Origin of the sequence: Saccharopolyspora sp. SCSIO 74807 (assembly GCF_037023755.1) — a bacterium.
Lineage (GTDB): Bacteria > Actinomycetota > Actinomycetes > Mycobacteriales > Pseudonocardiaceae > Saccharopolyspora_C > Saccharopolyspora_C galaxeae.
The window spans coordinates 5,738,165-5,754,325 of sequence record NZ_CP146100.1; the positions used below are offsets into that span (position 1 = coordinate 5,738,165).

General features: G+C 69.5%; 13 protein-coding genes. 8 read left to right on the forward strand and 5 right to left on the reverse strand.

The annotated features are described in order from the left end of the window. The first annotated feature begins 77 nt into the window (after positions 1-77). Positions 78-1,016, forward strand: coding sequence for an NAD-dependent epimerase/dehydratase family protein (locus V1457_RS26405; RefSeq protein ID WP_338597612.1), 939 nt, complete (start codon positions 78-80; stop codon positions 1,014-1,016). A 24-nt stretch (positions 1,017-1,040) separates the two neighbouring features. Here the strand turns inward: V1457_RS26405 and V1457_RS26410 are convergent, their stop codons facing one another. The 3 genes from V1457_RS26410 to V1457_RS26420 form a co-directional block, all read right to left on the reverse strand. After that, on the reverse strand, positions 1,041-2,156 hold the full coding sequence (locus V1457_RS26410) for a magnesium and cobalt transport protein CorA (RefSeq protein ID WP_338597614.1): 1,116 nt from the start codon (positions 2,154-2,156) through the stop codon (positions 1,041-1,043). A gap of 262 nt (positions 2,157-2,418) precedes the next feature. Next, entirely contained in the window at positions 2,419-4,389 is a 1,971-nt protein-coding gene (locus tag V1457_RS26415; protein ID WP_338597616.1) for a primary-amine oxidase, read from the reverse strand. A 186-nt stretch (positions 4,390-4,575) separates the two neighbouring features. Continuing rightward, entirely contained in the window at positions 4,576-5,583 is a 1,008-nt protein-coding gene (locus V1457_RS26420; protein WP_295147579.1) for a bile acid:sodium symporter family protein, read from the reverse strand. A gap of 115 nt (positions 5,584-5,698) precedes the next feature. On the opposite strand from V1457_RS26420, the gene V1457_RS26425 reads away from it, so the two are divergent. The 7 genes from V1457_RS26425 to V1457_RS26455 all read left to right on the forward strand — a co-directional run bounded on the left by V1457_RS26425 (position 5,699) and on the right by V1457_RS26455 (position 13,662). Continuing rightward, a complete protein-coding gene (locus V1457_RS26425; RefSeq protein WP_338597618.1) occupies positions 5,699-6,550 on the forward strand; it encodes a LysR substrate-binding domain-containing protein in 852 nt (283 codons plus the stop codon). A gap of 249 nt (positions 6,551-6,799) precedes the next feature. After that, on the forward strand, positions 6,800-7,402 hold the full coding sequence (locus V1457_RS26430) for a GntR family transcriptional regulator (protein ID WP_338597620.1): 603 nt from the start codon (positions 6,800-6,802) through the stop codon (positions 7,400-7,402). A 263-nt stretch (positions 7,403-7,665) separates the two neighbouring features. Continuing rightward, entirely contained in the window at positions 7,666-9,102 is a 1,437-nt protein-coding gene (locus tag V1457_RS26435; protein ID WP_338597621.1) for an amidase, read from the forward strand. A gap of 267 nt (positions 9,103-9,369) precedes the next feature. Continuing rightward, positions 9,370-10,980 carry an acyl-CoA carboxylase subunit beta gene (locus V1457_RS26440; RefSeq protein WP_338597623.1) on the forward strand — a complete coding sequence of 537 codons (1,611 nt, stop codon included), beginning with the start codon at positions 9,370-9,372 and terminating at the stop codon, positions 10,978-10,980. After that, positions 10,977-11,195: an acyl-CoA carboxylase epsilon subunit gene (locus V1457_RS26445; RefSeq protein WP_295145283.1), complete on the forward strand. Its 219-nt coding sequence runs from the start codon at positions 10,977-10,979 to the stop codon at positions 11,193-11,195. The genes V1457_RS26440 and V1457_RS26445 overlap by 4 nt, the downstream gene beginning before the upstream one ends. A gap of 141 nt (positions 11,196-11,336) precedes the next feature. Continuing rightward, complete coding sequence (locus V1457_RS26450; RefSeq protein ID WP_338597624.1) at positions 11,337-13,133, forward strand: acetyl/propionyl/methylcrotonyl-CoA carboxylase subunit alpha; 1,797 nt, start codon at positions 11,337-11,339, stop codon at positions 13,131-13,133. A 223-nt stretch (positions 13,134-13,356) separates the two neighbouring features. After that, positions 13,357-13,662 carry a GNAT family N-acetyltransferase gene (locus V1457_RS26455; RefSeq protein WP_295145278.1) on the forward strand — a complete coding sequence of 102 codons (306 nt, stop codon included), beginning with the start codon at positions 13,357-13,359 and terminating at the stop codon, positions 13,660-13,662. Between the two features lie 89 nt (positions 13,663-13,751). On the opposite strand, the gene V1457_RS26460 is transcribed toward V1457_RS26455, so the two are convergent. Further along, a complete protein-coding gene (locus V1457_RS26460; RefSeq protein ID WP_338597626.1) occupies positions 13,752-14,513 on the reverse strand; it encodes an enoyl-CoA hydratase/isomerase family protein in 762 nt (253 codons plus the stop codon). Further along, complete coding sequence (locus V1457_RS26465; protein ID WP_338597627.1) at positions 14,510-16,063, reverse strand: AMP-binding protein; 1,554 nt, start codon at positions 16,061-16,063, stop codon at positions 14,510-14,512. Before V1457_RS26465 ends, V1457_RS26460 begins: the two co-directional genes overlap by 4 nt. Positions 16,064-16,161: the final 98 nt, after the last annotated feature.

A 16,161-nucleotide genomic window follows, 5' to 3' on the forward strand; every position in this document is an offset into this window, starting at 1 on the left:
CTTGCCACGTTCCGCGACCTAGTCTAGCTTTAGTTACGGTCCATAACTAGTGCGACACGCCATAACAAGGAGCATCCATGCCGCAGCAGCTGCACGTCGTGCTGGGAGCGGGTCCGGCCGGAACGGCGCTGGCCCGCGAACTCGCCCGCCGCGGTCACCGCGTCCGCCTGGTCAACCGCAGCGGCGCAGGCCCGGACGCCGAAGGGGTCGAGCGGGCGCGCGCGGACGTGCTCGACGCCGCCGAGCTGCGGACCGCCGTGCACGGCGCGGACGTCGTGCACCACTGCGTCAACGTCGAATACCACCGGCAGGTCGAAGTGCTGCCGAAGGTCCAGGACGCGGTGCTGGCGGCCGCGGCCGAAGCGGACGCGCGACTCGTCGTGCTGGACACGCTCTACCCGTACGGCGAAACGGACGGGGCGGTGATGACCGAGCGCACCCCGATGAACGCAACCACCCGCAAGGGCCGGATGCGCGCCGAACTGGACGAGAACTACCTCGCCGCGCACCGCTCGGGCCGGGTCCGGGTCGCGCTGGGCCGGTCAGCGGACTTCTTCGGCCCCGGCGTGTTCAACTCGACGCTCGGGGCGACCGCGTTCCCGCCCGCGCTCACCGGCGACCGGGTGCTGGGCTTCGGGGACCTCGACCTGCTGCACAGCTACACCTTCATCGACGACGTCGCCGCGGGCCTCGCCGTGCTCGGCGAGCGCCCGGAATCGGACGGGCAGGTCTGGCACCTGCCCACCGCACCGGCGAGCACGACGCGGGAGGTGCACGAGATCATCGGCAAGCTCGCGGGCCGCCCGCTCGACGTCCACGTGCTGCGCGAGCCCGAACCGTTCGGACCGTTCGACGAGGTCTTCATGGGCGAGTACGCCGAGCTGTTCTACCAGCACACCGAGCACCAGGTGATGGATTCGGGAGCGTTCGAGCGGACCTTCGGCACGCGACCGACCCCGCTGGTGACCGCGCTGGAGACCACGCTCGACTGGTTCCGCACCGCGATTTCCCGCTGACGGCGGCGATTTCCCGGCACGCCCTCAGAGCCAGTCGCGCCGCTTGAACACCACGTACAGCAGCACGCAGACGACGATCATCAGCCCGACCGCCATCGGGTAACCGAAGCTCCAGTGCAGCTCGGGCATGGCGTCGAAGTTCATCCCGTAGACGGTGCCGACCAGCGTCGGCGCGAACAGGATCGCCGCCCACGAGGAGATGCTCTTGACTTGCTCGCTCTGCGCGTAGCTGGCCTCGGTGAGGCTCTTCATCTTCTCGTTCTGCTCCTGGGTGACCAGCGTGGCGTTGACCGACAGGATGTCGGAGATCATCTGCCGGAAGCCGCCGACCCGCTCGGCGACCGTGGTCGCGTGGTCGGTCACGTCCCGCAAGCGGCGGTGCAGTTCCGCGTCGGCGTCGCGCTCGGCGTAGTTCGCGCCGACTTCCTCCAGGATTCCCAGCAGCGGGCTGGTGGCCCGCTGCAGCTCGATGACTTCGCGGGAGAGCTGGTAGGTGCGCCGGGATGCGTTCGGGTCACCACCGAACACCTGCGTTTCGATCTCGTCGATGTCGTGCTGCACGCCTTCCACCACCGGCGCGTAGTCGTCGACCACGGCGTCCAGCACGGCGTAGAGCACCGCGTGCGGCCCGCGGCGCAACAGCTCCGGCGCTGCTTCCATGCGGTCGCGCACCGCGGACAGGTCCGGGGAGCGGCCGTGCCGCACGGTCAGCACGAAGTCCGGGCCGATGAACAGGTGCAGCTCACCGAGTTCGACCTGCTCGGTCTCGTCCAGGTAGCGCGCGGGCCGCAGCACCACGAACAGCGTTTCGTCGTAGCGTTCCACCTTGGGCCGCTGGTGGGCCAGGATGGCGTCTTCGACGGCGAGTTCGTGCAGCCCGAACTCCTCGGCCGCGGCCTGCAGTTCCTCGGCGCTGGGGCGGTAGAGCCCGACCCAGGCCATCGCGCCGTCCTCGTCCGCCAGCGCGCGACTGGTCTCGGCCAGCGACTCCGGCGAGTGCGCGCGCCGGCCGTCGACGTAGATCGCGGTGCCGACCAGCCGTTCGTCCGGCGACGCCTGTTCGACGCGGGCGCCGTGCCCGGCCTGCTCGCCCGCTCCCCCGCTGCGCGCCCCCGGCAGCCGCGGGCCTTGCTGTGCCATCCGGTGATGCCCTCCCTGCGTGTCCGGCACGCCACCCTAACCGCGCCGGGTACGCGGTTTCCGAGCACGTTGCGCCCGGAGTGAACGGCCCGCTGGTCCCAATAGATTGGACGAACAGGCCGTTCACTCCGCGATCAGGGGCACTCGGCCGACACACGCGGGCGCCGCTCGATCCGCGCACTCATACCGGAGTGAACGGACCGTTGGTCCCAATAGATTGGGCGAACAGGCCGTTCGCTCCAGGCTCGTGGCAGTGGGAGGGTCAGTGGCAGGGCGGTGCGGGAACGTCCAACGTGGGGTTCCGGTCGAAGAATCCGTTGGGCTTCAAGGTGAATCCGCAGGTGTCGATCGGCATCACCGGCCAGTCCTCGGTGCGCGGGAAGTGCGTCGTGCCGAAGGTGTGCCACAGCACCAGATCGGCACCGTCGATCGATTCGCCCGCGGCGACGTACTCGGGAACCCCGGCACCGCCCGCGTTCTGGTTGACGTGCTCACCCGCGGGCCAGCGCTGTCCGTCCCGGTACTGCGACACCCACAGGTGCTTGGTCGCGAACGCCGCCCGGCGCGCGTTCGGGGAGTCGTCATCGGCCAGCAACGTCGGCTGCCCCTGCGGATGCAGCACGTAGCCGACCGGTCGGCCGAGCCGGTTGGTGACTTCCGGGTTCGTCACCCGCCAGCTCCGCGCGACCGAATTGTCGGCCATCCGCCCGGATTCCGTCTCCAGCCGGGTCGAGGTGCGGGTGAATCCGTTGCCGTGCGGGTTCTCCGCGCTCATCGGCACCCGCCGCACCTCGACCTCGTCGACGGCGTTGCGCAGCCCGTCCACCATCATGTCCAGCCGCGCGCCGAACAGGTGCTGGTGGAACGGCGCCCCGAGGCCCGGCGCGAGCTCGCTCGCCCACGGATACCCGCCGTCCGGGTACGCAGCCCCCGGGTACGCAGCCCCCGGGTCCGCAGCCCCCGGGTCCGCAGTCCCCGGGTAAGCGGAGGTGAACACGACACCGGTCGACTTGACCTCCAACTGGATCGTGCCGTCCAGGTAGAGGTACCAGTAGAAGCCGTAGTCGTAGTTGCCGATGGTGGCGAAGAAGGAGATGACCAGCCTGCGCTGCCGCCGCGCCTGCTTGGAACCGGTGAAGATGTCGGTGTGCTTCCACAGCAGCCCGGCGTCCTCCTCGTGCAGGCAGATCGCGTTGTCGACGGTCAGCGGTTCGCCGTGGTCGTCGGCGACGGTGACGTCGAAGTAGCGGATCTCGCCGAGGCAGTCGCAGCCGCGCCGCAGCGAGTTCACCTGCTTGCCGAGCAGGTACTCCCCGGCGTCGAAGTAGCTCTGCCAGAACCGCACCGGGCCCGGGTCGCCGTAGGGCACGACCATCTCGGCGATCGACGCGCGGTGCACGATCGGCCGCAGCCGGTCCCCGTCCCGGTAGTGGATCTGGTGCAGCACCAAGCCTTCGCGGGCGTCGAAGCCGATCCGGAACCGCCAGTCGTGCCAGCTGACCGCATCGCCGGAGACGGTGAAGCTGGGTCCTTCCGGCTGGCTGATCTCGATCGGCCGCAGGTCGGTGCGGGCCGGCCCGGTCTGCTCCGGATCGTCGAAATTCCCCTCCTCGGCGGGGATCGGCACGAGCGCGTGGTCGATCACGTCGAGGACCTTGCGCTCGATCAGGTCCACGTAGGCGACCAGGCCGTCGATCGGGTGCGCCCACGGGTGATCCTCCGGGCGGTGCTGCAGGAAGCTGAGCACGCGCACCATCCGGCGGCCTTGCTCGCCGGGGATGTCGAACACGCCCGCGGACAACGGGCAGGCGCGCACCTGCGCGGTGTCGGTGATGCCGCGCCGGGCCAGCGCGTAGGTCCACCGCTCGTCGGCGGCGACGATCTCGCCGACACCTGCGAGGTCCTCGCCGAGGATCGGCGGCTGCCCTTCGGCGACCACGTCCACCTCGCGCAGCGATTCCACCGCGCGATCCGGCAGCGCCACCACGGCGTCGGTGACCCGGCCGGTGCCGGTATCCAGCAGCAGCGCCTTGACGCGGCGCGGTACCGGGTCGCCGTCCCGGAACGCCAGCACGTCGGCCTTCGGCGGTTCCTCCAGGCCGAGGTAGGCGAAGCGGGTCGATGCTCCGGCGGCTCCGGTTTCGCGCAGGACCTCGCGGGCGGTGCGGATTTCTGCCGGTTGCAGGCGGTCGAGCGGATGTGCCGGTGCTTGCTCGGCTGCTCGCGTCGTCATCATCGTGCTCCTCGTCGAGCCCGTGGTCGAGTGCCGCGGATCGGGTCGCGGGCGCCGACGGGATCACCGCGGAACGACAGACACCTGGACCGCCCCGTGGCCCAGTTCACGACGATTACGCTACGGAGAAGCGCGCGGAGCTGGCAAGGAGCGTCACCGGTACGCGCAGCACGGGTGCGCGGCTGCTCAGCGTGCGGCCGCGACCTCGGGTTCCGGCGCGCGCTGCGGCTCGGCGGCGCTGCCCTGCCGCTGCGCCAGCACCGCGCACACGATCAGCTGCGTCAGGTGGTAGAGCATCACCGGCAGCACGACCAGCCCGACCATGGTGCTGGGGAACAGCACGTTCGCGATGGGCAACCCGGTGGCGAGGCTCTTGACCGAGCCGCAGAACACGATCGCCTTCTCGTCGCCGCGGTCGAACCCGAGCACGCGGGCGGCTCCCCTGGTGATCAGCAGCACCGCGGTCAGCAGCACCGCGATCACCGCGAACAGCGCCGCGAGCTGGAGCACGCCGATCTGCTGCCAGATACCGCCCGCCATGCTCTTGCTGAACGCGACGTAGACGATCAGCAGGATGGAGCCGCGGTCGTAGTAGCTCAGCACCTTCTTGTGCCGCTCGATCCCGTCGCCGATCCAGCGCCGCGACAGGTGTCCCACCACGAACGGCAGCAGCAGCTGGAAGACCAGGCTCAGCACCGAGCTCGCGGAGATCCCGCCGCCGTCGCCACCCATCAGCAGTGCGACGAGCAACGGCGTGAGCGCGATACCGGCCATGTTGGACAGTGACGCCGAGCAGATCGCGGACGCCACGTTCCCGCCCGCTGTGGCGGTGAAAGCGATCGAAGACTGCACAGTGGACGGAAGCGTGCACAGGAACAGCACACCGCTGTAGAGCGCGGGCGTGAGCACCACCGGAACCAGCAGGTTCGCGCCGAGCCCGAGCAGCGGGAACAGTGCGAAGGTGCACAGGAACACCACGACGTGCAGCCGCCAGTGCTTGAGTCCATCGAGGACGGCGCGGGATGAAAGCCGCGCGCCGTAGAGGAAGAACAGCCCGGCGATGGCCACGTCGGTGACGCCGTCGGCGACGGTCGCGCCCGCACCGCTGGCGGGCACCAGCGCGGCGACGCCGACGGTGGCCAGCAAGGCGAGGACGTAGGGATCGGGGCGCAGACGGCGCAGCAGCGTGCTCATGTGCCTTCCTCACCGGACGGGTTGACTCGCCGCGAGTCTCAGCCACCGCTCGGTTGGCTGTGAACCACGATTTCCGTGGTGACGGTTATCGCGAAGCGCGATAACGTGGCCGTCGATGTTCCCTCCGGCCCTGCTCAGGACGTTCCTCGTGGTGGCGCAGACGCGGAGTTTCACCCAGGCCGCGCAGCGGCTCGGTGTGCGGCAATCCACAGTCAGCCAGCACGTCCGCAAGCTCGAGCAGGTCGCGTCCCGGCGGCTGTTCACCCGCAGCACGCACGCCGTCGCGCTCACCGCCGACGGCGAGGCGATGGTGGGTTTCGCGCGCAGCATCCTCGCGGCCAACGAGCGCGCGACGAGCTACTTCGCCGGTTCCGAACTGCGCGGGCGGTTGCGCTTCGGCGCCTCGGAGGACTTCGTGCTGTCCAAGCTGCCGGAGATCCTGGCCGAGTTCCGGCGTTCGCACCGGCTGGTCGACCTGGAGCTGACCGTCGGGATGAGCGGCACGCTGCACGAGCAGCTGCACAACGACGAGCTCGACCTCGTCTTCGGCAAGCGCCGCCCCGGGCAGTCGGTTGGCAGGCTGGTGTGGCGGGAACCGCTGGTGTGGATCGGGCGCGAGGATCTGTCGCTGGATCCGGGCGAGCCGGTGCCGCTGATCCTGTACCCGCCGCCGAGCATCACCCGCGCGCAGGCGCTGGAAACGCTGGAACGGCAAGGGCTTTCGTGGCGGATCACGTGCACCAGCGGGAGCTTCAGCGGATTGCGCGCCGCGGCACTGGCCGGGCTGGGGGTCGCGGTGCACGCTCGCAGCCTGGTGCCGGAAGGATTGCGCCAGCTGCCCGCGCACGCCCGGCTTCCCGATCCGGGAGAGGTCGAATTCGTGCTGCTGGGTGGTGACGGCACGGACGAAGGGCCCGCCGCGGCGCTTTCCGCAGCCATCCTGGACAACAGCGACCGGCTGCACTGAATCCGGCCGGTGCTCCGCAATACCTCGCCGCGCGAGGCACCAGCAGCGCCGTGCTCCGCACCCGACCGGGTCGCACGGACGGTCCACATAGGACGTCGTCCTGTGCGGCAGATCTCATCCTTGCGCGAGCTCTGTTAACCGGCGCGTCACAGTTGGTTCAGCCACTCGGCCACTTCGGCTGTCTAAGTTCGGGATCGTCCGAAGTGCCCGACTCCAGCGAGGTGCGACTTGCCGACCGTTTTCCGCGAAGTGAACCGCTCCCGACTCTACGAGCAGGTGCTGGCCCAACTGCGCGAGCACATCGCCGCGGAGGGGCTGCGCACGGGCGATCGCCTGCCACCGGAACGCAGGCTCGCCGAACTGCTGGGCGTGAGCCGCGCTTCGGTCAAACAAGCCGTCGTGGCACTGGAATCCGAGGGCGTCGTGCAGGTGTGCCACGGCAACGGCACCTACCTCCGGACCGACCTGGACGCGGCGGGCGCGCAACCGCGCACGGGTCGGGACGCCGCGGAGACCGCGGTCGAGGCGCACCGGGCATTGGAGGTGAAGCTCGCCGAACTCGCCGCGCGGAATCGCGGTGACAGCGATCTCGCGAGCCTTGACCCGGCAGCGACCGCGAACGGTCAAGGAATATTAGAACATTTTCATGAAACGGTGCGCGAGGCGGCGCACAACCCGCTGCTGGCCGATTTCGCGCGGGAAGCCGCGGAATACGCGGAAAGCCCGCCCTGCGAACCCCGCAGCGGGTCGGCCGCGGCCGAGCACGCACGCATCGCCGAAGCGATCGCAGCAGGTCACGCCCATACCGCAGGACTCGAAATGGCCAGGCACCTGAACGCTTCCGCGCACTGATCCGAGCCGAATCCAGCCGGAAATCCAGTACTCTCCGCGGTGCACCCAATAGGGCGTGGTCGAAGTCACTCAATGCCGCGCGGAAGATTGTCCTCGCAGGTCGCGATACCGCACGATTGTCCGGCGGTGTCCTGATTATGACGCTGTGCGCCCCCTGTTCAACTTTTCGCAAAATTTCGTCTTTAGCGTTGCTCACGTCGTCCGCTCCGACTCCAGCCCGCTCACCGCCGCGCGGGCCGTCGCCGGCTGCGCTGGAGGAAACAATGACCCCCGTCCACTGGCAAACCGCGGGTGAACTCGCCGCCGCTGTGCGGTCCGGCGAGCTCAGCGCCCGCGAGGTGGTGCGAAGCCACCTCGACCAGGTAGAGCAACTCAACCCGCACGTGAACGCGATCGTCACCCTCGTCGCCGAGCAGGCGATGGAGCAGGCCCGCGCCGCCGACGATCAGCTCGCGTCGGGGGCCGAAGTGGGCCCGCTGCACGGAATTCCCATCGCGCACAAGGACACCCACGCCACCTCCGGGATCCGCACGACATCCGGTTCGCCGATCCTGCGGGACCGCACCCCGAAGCGCGACGAGCTGATCGTCGAGCGGTTGCGGGCCGCGGGCGCGATCACCATCGGCAAGACCAACGTCCCGGAGTTCTCCGCCGGGGCGCACACGTTCAACCCGTTGTTCGGACCGACCCGCAACCCCTACGACCTCACCCGCACGCCGGGTGGGAGCAGCGGCGGTGCCGCGGCCGCTCTCGCCGCCGGGATGCATCCCCTCGCCGACGGCAGCGACATGGGCGGTTCGCTGCGGTTCCCCGCGGCGTTCTGCAACGTCGTCGGGTTCCGGCCCTCCCCGGGACGGGTGCCGATCCGCGCGAAGTACGGCTGGGACCGGCTGACCGTGCACGGGCCGATGGCCCGCTCGGTGTCCGACGTGGCGCTTGCGATGTCCGTGATCGCCGGGCCGGACCAGCGCTGCCCGCAGTCGCTGAACGATCCGGGCGAGCAGTTCGCCGTGCCGCTGCAAAGCGATGTTCGCGGACTGCGCGTCGCCGTTTCCCCCGACTTCGGCGGGGAATTGGCGGTGGAGCCGGAGGCCGCCGAGCTGGTGCAGCGCCAGGCGGCCGTGTTCGAGGAACTGGGCTGCCAGGTCGACGACACCTGCCCGGACTTCACCGGCGCCGACGAAGCGTTCCAGGTGCTGCGGTCCTGGAGCCTGGAAATGACCCTGGGCGAGCTGTTCGACAAGCACCGCGAGCACGTCAAGTCCAGCCTGGCGCGCAACATCGAGCACGGCCGCAGGCTCAGCGGGCCGGACATCGGCAGGGCCGCGATGCTGCACACCAAGCTGTTCCACACGATGCAGGCGTTCTTCGAGCACTACGACGTGCTGGCGCTGCCGGTGAGCCAGGTTCCGCCGTTCGACCTCGCGCAGGAATTCCCGCAGCGCATCACGGGAATCCCGCAGGAGAGCTACCTCGACTGGATGCGCTCGTGCTCGTGGGTCTCGGTCACCGGCCTGCCCGCGCTGTCGGTACCGGCCGGTTTCACCGAAAGCGGGCTTCCGATGGGCGTGCAGCTGGTCGGCCCGCCGCAGCGCGATCTCGACCTGCTGCGGATCGGGTACGCCTTCGAGCAGGCGAGCGGGCACGGGCAGCGGCGGGCCCAGCTGGTCACCGACCGCGAAACCCCGGTCCCCGCCTGAGATCGCGGCATCCGCGGGACCGCGGGTGCCGCAACGACCGCGCAATGGGGCGCCTGGCGGAGGCTGACCACCTCGTTTCCCTCCGCCGCCGGAAAATCCGCGCCGCTCGGCGCCCGTCCCGGACGATGTCCGGTGCGGGTGCCGGACGGTGCAGCAAATCGATCGCATCGGTCCTCATCGGACGGTGTCGAGCCAACATGTCGGCCGCTCCTCGATCGGCCGCTCATCCATGATCGCCCCTGCTTCCCTGATTGGCAGAGTTCTTCCATGACCCGCGTCAACGACGCCCAGGACAGCACTCCGGCACCGCCGGAGACGTCCATCCCCCAGGACATGCGTTCCCGAGTGGACCAGCTGCACGAAAAGCGCCGGACCGTCCACGACGGGCCTGGCGAGAAGGCCACCGAGCGCCAGCACGCCAAGGGCAAGCTCACCGCCCGGGAACGGATCGAGGCCCTGCTCGATGCTGATTCGTTCGTCGAGGTCGAAGGACTGCGCAGGCACCGCGCCACCGGTTTCGGACTGGAACGCAACCGCCCGCACACCGACGGCGTCATCACCGGTTGGGGCAAGATCGACGACCGCACGGTGTTCGTCTACGCGCACGACTTCCGCGTTTTCGGCGGCTCGCTCGGTGAATCGCACGCGCAGAAGATCCACAAGATCATGGACATGGCCGAGACGGCGGGTGCGCCGCTGATCAGCCTCAACGACGGCGCGGGCGCCCGGATCCAGGAGGGCGTCACGGCGCTGGCCGGCTACGGCGGCATCTTCAGCCGCAACGTCCGTGCTTCCGGGGTGATCCCGCAGATCAGCGTGATGCTCGGACCGTGCGCCGGTGGCGCGGCCTACTCCCCCGCGCTGACGGATTTCGTGTTCATCGTGCGGGACATCTCGCAGATGTTCATCACCGGTCCCGAGGTGGTGGAGGCCGTCACGGGCGAAGCGGTCACGCACGACGAGCTCGGCGGAGCCGACGTGCACTCCACCCGGTCCGGAGTGGCCGCGTTCGTGCACGACGACGAGCGCGAATGCCTCGAGGACGTGCGGTACCTGGTTTCGCTGCTGCCGTCCAACAACCAGGAAACGCCGCCGGTGAGCGACAGCGGCGACCCCGCCGACCGGCGCAACGACTCGCTGACCGAGCTGGTGCCCGCCGAACCGAACCGCTCCTACGACATGCGCGCGGTGCTCGACGAGGTCGCCGACGACGGGGACTACCTCGAAGTGCACCAGCACTGGGCGAACAACGTGCTGTGCGCGTTCGCCCGCATCGACGGGCACCCCGTCGGGCTGATCGCCAACCAGCCGCAGACGCTGGCCGGGGCGCTGGACATCAACGCGTCCGAGAAGGCCGCGCGGTTCGTGCACACCTGCGACGCGTTCGGCATTCCGCTGGTGACGCTCGTCGACGTGCCCGGCTTCCTTCCCGGCACCGATCAGGAGCACCAGGGAATCATCCGGCATGGAGCCAAGTTGCTCTACGCCTACTGCTCCGCGAGCGTTCCGCGCGTGCAGGTCATCCTGCGCAAGGCGTACGGCGGCGCGTACATCGTGATGGACTCGCGCTCCATCGGCGCCGACGTGTCGTTCACCTGGCCCAGCAACGAAATCGCCGTGATGGGCGCGGACGGCGCCGCCAACATCGTGTTCCGCAAGGAGATCACCGCGGCCGAGGATCCGGAGCAAGCGCGCGCCGACCTCACCGAGCAATACCGCGAAGAACTCATGCACCCCTACTACGCGGCCGAGCGCGGCCTGGTCGACGACGTGATCGATCCGGCCGAGACCAGGCACGTGCTGGCCCGCACGCTGGAAATGCTGCGCCGCAAGAAGGCGAGCCTGCCGCACCGCAGGCACGGCATCCCGCCGATGTGACCGAAGTGGACACCGACATGCACGACGAGCAGAACTTCCGGGTACTGCGCGGCAATCCGGACGATCCCGAGCTCGCCGCGGCGCTGATCGCGCTGGGCGCGGCGGCCGGTTCCGCGCCGGAGCCCGCGAAACCACGACCCACGACCCCCGCGCGCTGGCAGGTGTTCGGCTACCAGCCGCCGAACGCCTGGTCGCCCTCACCCGCTTCCTGGTGAGGATGCACCGCGCGGACGCGCGCATCAAACACCGCGCGACGCGCACATCAAACACCGCGCCTCGCGCATTTCCGACACCGCGCAGCGGGAGTTTCCGACACCGAGCACCGCTCGGCGACTACTTGCGGGAGCAGAACGAACATGCCTCACAGCGACCAGTCCAGCGCTGACCTGCCCAGCGCTGCGCTCAAGAAGGTGCTGATCGCCAACCGCGGCGAGATCGCGGTGCGCGTGGTCCGCGCCTGCCAGGACGAGGAGATCGCAAGCGTGGCCGTCTACGCCGAGCCGGACGCCGAAGCACCTTTCGTGCGGCTGGCCGACGAGGCGTTCGCCCTCGGCGGGCAGACCGCCGCGGACAGCTACCTGGACTTCGAGAAGGTCCTCGACGCCGCGCGGCGCTCCGGTGCCGATGCGGTGCACCCCGGTTACGGATTCCTGTCCGAGAACGCCGATTTCGCCCAAGCCGTGCTCGACGCCGGTCTGGTGTGGATCGGCCCCTCCCCGCAGGCGATCCGCGACCTCGGCGACAAGGTCACCGCGCGGCACATCGCCGACCGCGCGGGAGCGCCCCTGGTGCCGGGCACCAAGGACCCGGTGGCCGACGCCGACGAGGTCGTGCGGTTCGCCACCGAGCACGGTCTTCCGGTCGCCATCAAGGCCGCATCCGGCGGCGGTGGCCGCGGGCTGAAGGTCGCGCGCACGCTGGAAGAAATCCCCGAACTCTACGAGTCCGCGTTCCGCGAGGCCGCTTCTGCGTTCGGCCGCGGTGAGTGCTTCGTGGAGCGCTACCTGGACCGGCCGCGGCACGTGGAGGCCCAAGTGCTGGCCGACCAGCACGGCAACGTGGTCGTGGTCGGCACCCGCGACTGCACCCTGCAGCGGCGGCACCAGAAGCTCGTCGAGGAGGCCCCGGCCCCGTTCCTCACCGGCGAGCAGCGCGACCGGATTCACCAGGCGGCGCGGGCGATCTGCGCCGAAGCGCACTACTCCGGCGCGGGCACGGTGGAATTCCTCGTCGGCGAGGACGGCACGATCTCGTTCCTGGAGGTCAACACCCGGCTGCAGGTCGAGCACCCGGTCTCCGAGGAGACCACCGGATTGGACCTGGTGCGCGAGCAGTTCCGCATCGCCGAGGGCGAGCGGCTGCGGCACACCACCGATCCGGAGCCGGTCGGCCACTCCATCGAATTCCGCATAAACGGCGAGGATCCGGGACGCGACTTCATGCCCGCGCCCGGCAAGGTGACCCGCCTGCGCACCCCGTCCGGCCCGGGTGTCCGGGTGGACGGCGGCATCGACGAGGGCACCACGATCGGCGGGAACTTCGACTCGCTGCTCGCGAAGCTCATCGTCACCGGCGCGTCCCGCGCGCAGGCGCTGCAGCGGGCGCGCCGCGCTCTGGAGGAGGTGACGGTCGAAGGAATCCCCACGGTGCTGCCGTTTCACCGTGCCGTGGTGCGGGATCCCGCGTTCACCGCGGAATCCGGATTCGACGTGCACACCCGCTGGATCGAGACCGAGTTCGCCAACACGATCTCGCCGGCTCCCGCGCCGGAGGCTCCGGAGTCCACACAGGACGGTCGTGAGGTCGTCGTCGAGGTCGGCGGCCGGCGGCTGGAGGTCAAGCTGCCCGCGGATTTCGCGGCGACTCCGGCTCCCCCCGCCCAGCGCGCCAAACCGGCTCCGGCGCGCAAGCGGCGTGGTTCGGGCACCCAGCCCTCGGGCGACTCGGTCACCGCGCCGATGCAGGGCACCGTCGTCAAAATCGCCGCGGAGGACGGCCAGCAGGTGGAAACCGGTGATCTGCTGCTGGTGCTCGAGGCGATGAAGATGGAGAACTCCATCACCGCGCACAAGAGCGGAACGGTCAGCGGGCTGGAGGCCGCGGCCGGGGACTCCATCGCGCAAGGTGCCGCGCTGTGCCGGATCGCGGACTGAGCCCTCGCAGGCTCGTGGTTGTCGTGATCGAAGATCGTGGGGCCGGGGTGGCCGGAACTCGGCCGCTCCGGCGTCCCGCGTCATCCCCTGGACATCGCCGCTGACGGGCTGATCACGCGTCGCAGGCAGCCGAGTGATGCGCCTGACAGCCGGTGGCCTCCGCTGCCGCCGAGCAGCACCATGGGGGCGCAGCAGCTCGCGATCCGGCAACCGAGGAGGTCCCGTGCACACCGAGGTGAACGACCAGCCCGACCGCACCCGTTACGAGCTCACCGCCGACGGCGCGGCCGCGGGGCACGTCGAATACCACCTGCACCGGGACCTCATGGCGTTGCTGCACACCGAGATCGACCCGGCCTACTCCGGCCAAGGACTCGGCAGCAAACTGATCCGGGGCGCCCTGGACGATGCGCGGCAGCGGAACCTCAAGGTCCAGCCGTTCTGCGCTTTCGTGCGGGGGTTCATCGCCAAGCACCCGGACTACCTGGACCTCGTCGCGGCCGAGGACAGGGAGCGGTTCGCGCTCTGAGCAATCGTTGCGTCGTTCCGAGTGAACGGACTGCTCGCCCAATCTATTGGGACCAACGGTCCGTTCGCTCCATCGTCTCAGAAGAGGTCTCACCGACCCCTTGCGCGTCGGAATTCTTCGACCGCCGCGCGGTGTTCGCCGGAGCCGAACAGCAGCGCCGTCGCCTCGGTGGATTCGGCGAAGCCGCCGACCGCGTCGCGGTTGATGAACGACTTCCCCACTTGGGCCGACAGCGGTGAGTTCGCCGCGATCTCGCCCGCCAGCCCCATCGCCTCGGCGAGCAGCGCCTCGTCGGAGTGGACCTCCTGCACCAGACCCGCCCGCACCGCACGTTGCGCGTCGATGGTCCTTCCGGACAGAGCCAGGTATCGCGTCCAATGCCGCCCCATCACTTCGGGCCCGCGCACGATCCCGTAACCCGGCATGAGTCCGACGTGCGGTTCTTTGAACGCGAACCGCGCGGATTCGCCGGCCAGCACGACATCGCAGGCCAGCGCCAGCTCCGTCCCGCCGCCGTAGGCCAGACCGTTTACCGCGGCGATCACCGGAACCGCGCACCGTTCCACCGAGTTGAACGCTTCGTACACGAATTTCAGGTGCGGACGCACCTTTTCCACGTCGCCGGCGAGGTCGTGGAACATGTCGATGTCCCCGCCCGCGGAGAACGCCCGCCCGGATCCGGTGAGCACGATCGCGCGCACGTCGTCGCCCACCCCGGCCTCCTGCATGATCTCGCGCAGCTCGCGGAACCAGGTGCGGTCCATGGCGTTGAGCTTCTCGGGACGATCCATCGTCAACAGCAGGACGTTCCCGTTCTGGTTGCGGGTGAAGCGCAGCAGCTCGTCGGTCATGAGCTCTCCCGGTCCCACGTATCGGCGGTGACGCCCTGTTCGCGCAACTTGTACTTCTCCACCCGCTGGCTCGGTGTCATCGGCAGCTCGTCGAGCACGCGCACGTAGCGCGGAACCGCGAAATCGGTCAGGCCGCTCGTGCAGTGCCGCAGCAACTCGGCCGGTTCAACCAGCTTCCCGTTGCGCACCACGATCGCGACCATCACGTCCTCTTCGGACAGTTCGGACGGCACGCCGTAGGCCGCGGCCTGAGCCACGGCGGGATGGTCGGCGACGACCCGCTCGACCTCCCAAGTCGAGATGTTCTCGCCACGCCGCCGGATCGTGTCCTTGAGCCGGTCGAGGAACACCAAGAACCCGTCCTCGTCGAGGAAACCGCGATCGCCGGTGTGGAACCACAGGTTGCGCCAGCTTTTCGCGGTCGCCTCGGGCATGTCGTGGTAGCCGTCGAACATCCACCCCGGCTTCTTCGGCCGGGCCACGATTTCCCCTGCGGTGCCGGAAGAAACCGGTTCGTCGCGCTCATCGACGACCGCCACCTGGTAGTTCGCCGACTCCTTGCCGGCTGTGCCGATCTTGCGCCTGCCTGGTGGCATGTCGGTGACGATGGAAACCTCGGTGCTGCCGTAGATCTCGGTGAGCCGCAGCCCGAACCGGCGCTCGAAGTCCGCGAAGATCTCCGGCGGGCAGGGCGCGCCGAAGGCCAGCCGCACCGGATTGTCGGCGTCGTCCGGCCGCGGCGGCTGCTTGTGCAGGATGCTGAGCATCGCGCCCTGGTAGTTGAACGCCGTGATCCCGTGCTCCCGGCAGATGTCCCAGAACCCGCTCGCCGAGAACCGCCGGTCCAGCACCAGATCGGCGCCCGCCTCGATGGCGGCCATCACGCTGCAGTAGCGGGCATTGCTGTGGAACAGCGGGAAAACGCTGTAGAGCCGGTCGGCCGCGGTGTAGCCGAGCAGCTCGACGGTGTGCCTGGCCAGGTTGATGTTCGCGCGGTGGCTCAGCACGACCCCTTTCGGCGGGCCGGTCGTGCCCGAGGTGTAGAGCACGACCGCCGGGTCGGTAGGCCGCACCGCGGGCAGCGGCCCGGCGGAGCGCGCGGCCAGGTCGGCGAGCCGCTGCCCGGTTTCGGGTTCGCCGTGCACGACGATGTGGACGATCTCGGGCGCCTCCGCCGCGCACTCCGCGACCAGGGGCTCGAACTCGGCGTCGCAGACCACGGCTTTGGCGCCGGCTTGCCGGAGGAAGTAGGTGAGCAGGTACCGGCCGCTGGAGACGTTCAGCGGCACCTCGACCAGACCCGCCTTCGCCGCGGCGAACCACACCTGCAACGCGGAGGTGCTGCTGCGCATCATCAGGCAGACGCGATCGCCCGGTCGCAAGCCGAGCTCGGCGAACCCGCCGGCCAGTCGCTCGGCCGCCGCGTCCAGCTCGCCGCAGCGGATGGTTTCACCGTTGACCAGCAGTGTCGCGCGGTCGCGCGCACGCCCGGCGGCGCCGGTGAGCCAGCCTCCGATGGTGGTGTCCTCGGCATTCCGCGAACCCGGCATGGAACCGAGAAAAGCATATAATCATTCGCAGGTAAAGGCCGTGTGCTGGCACGCCGTGCCGGGCCGTTCCGCGCGGCGCCGCTCCCCGGACGACCAGC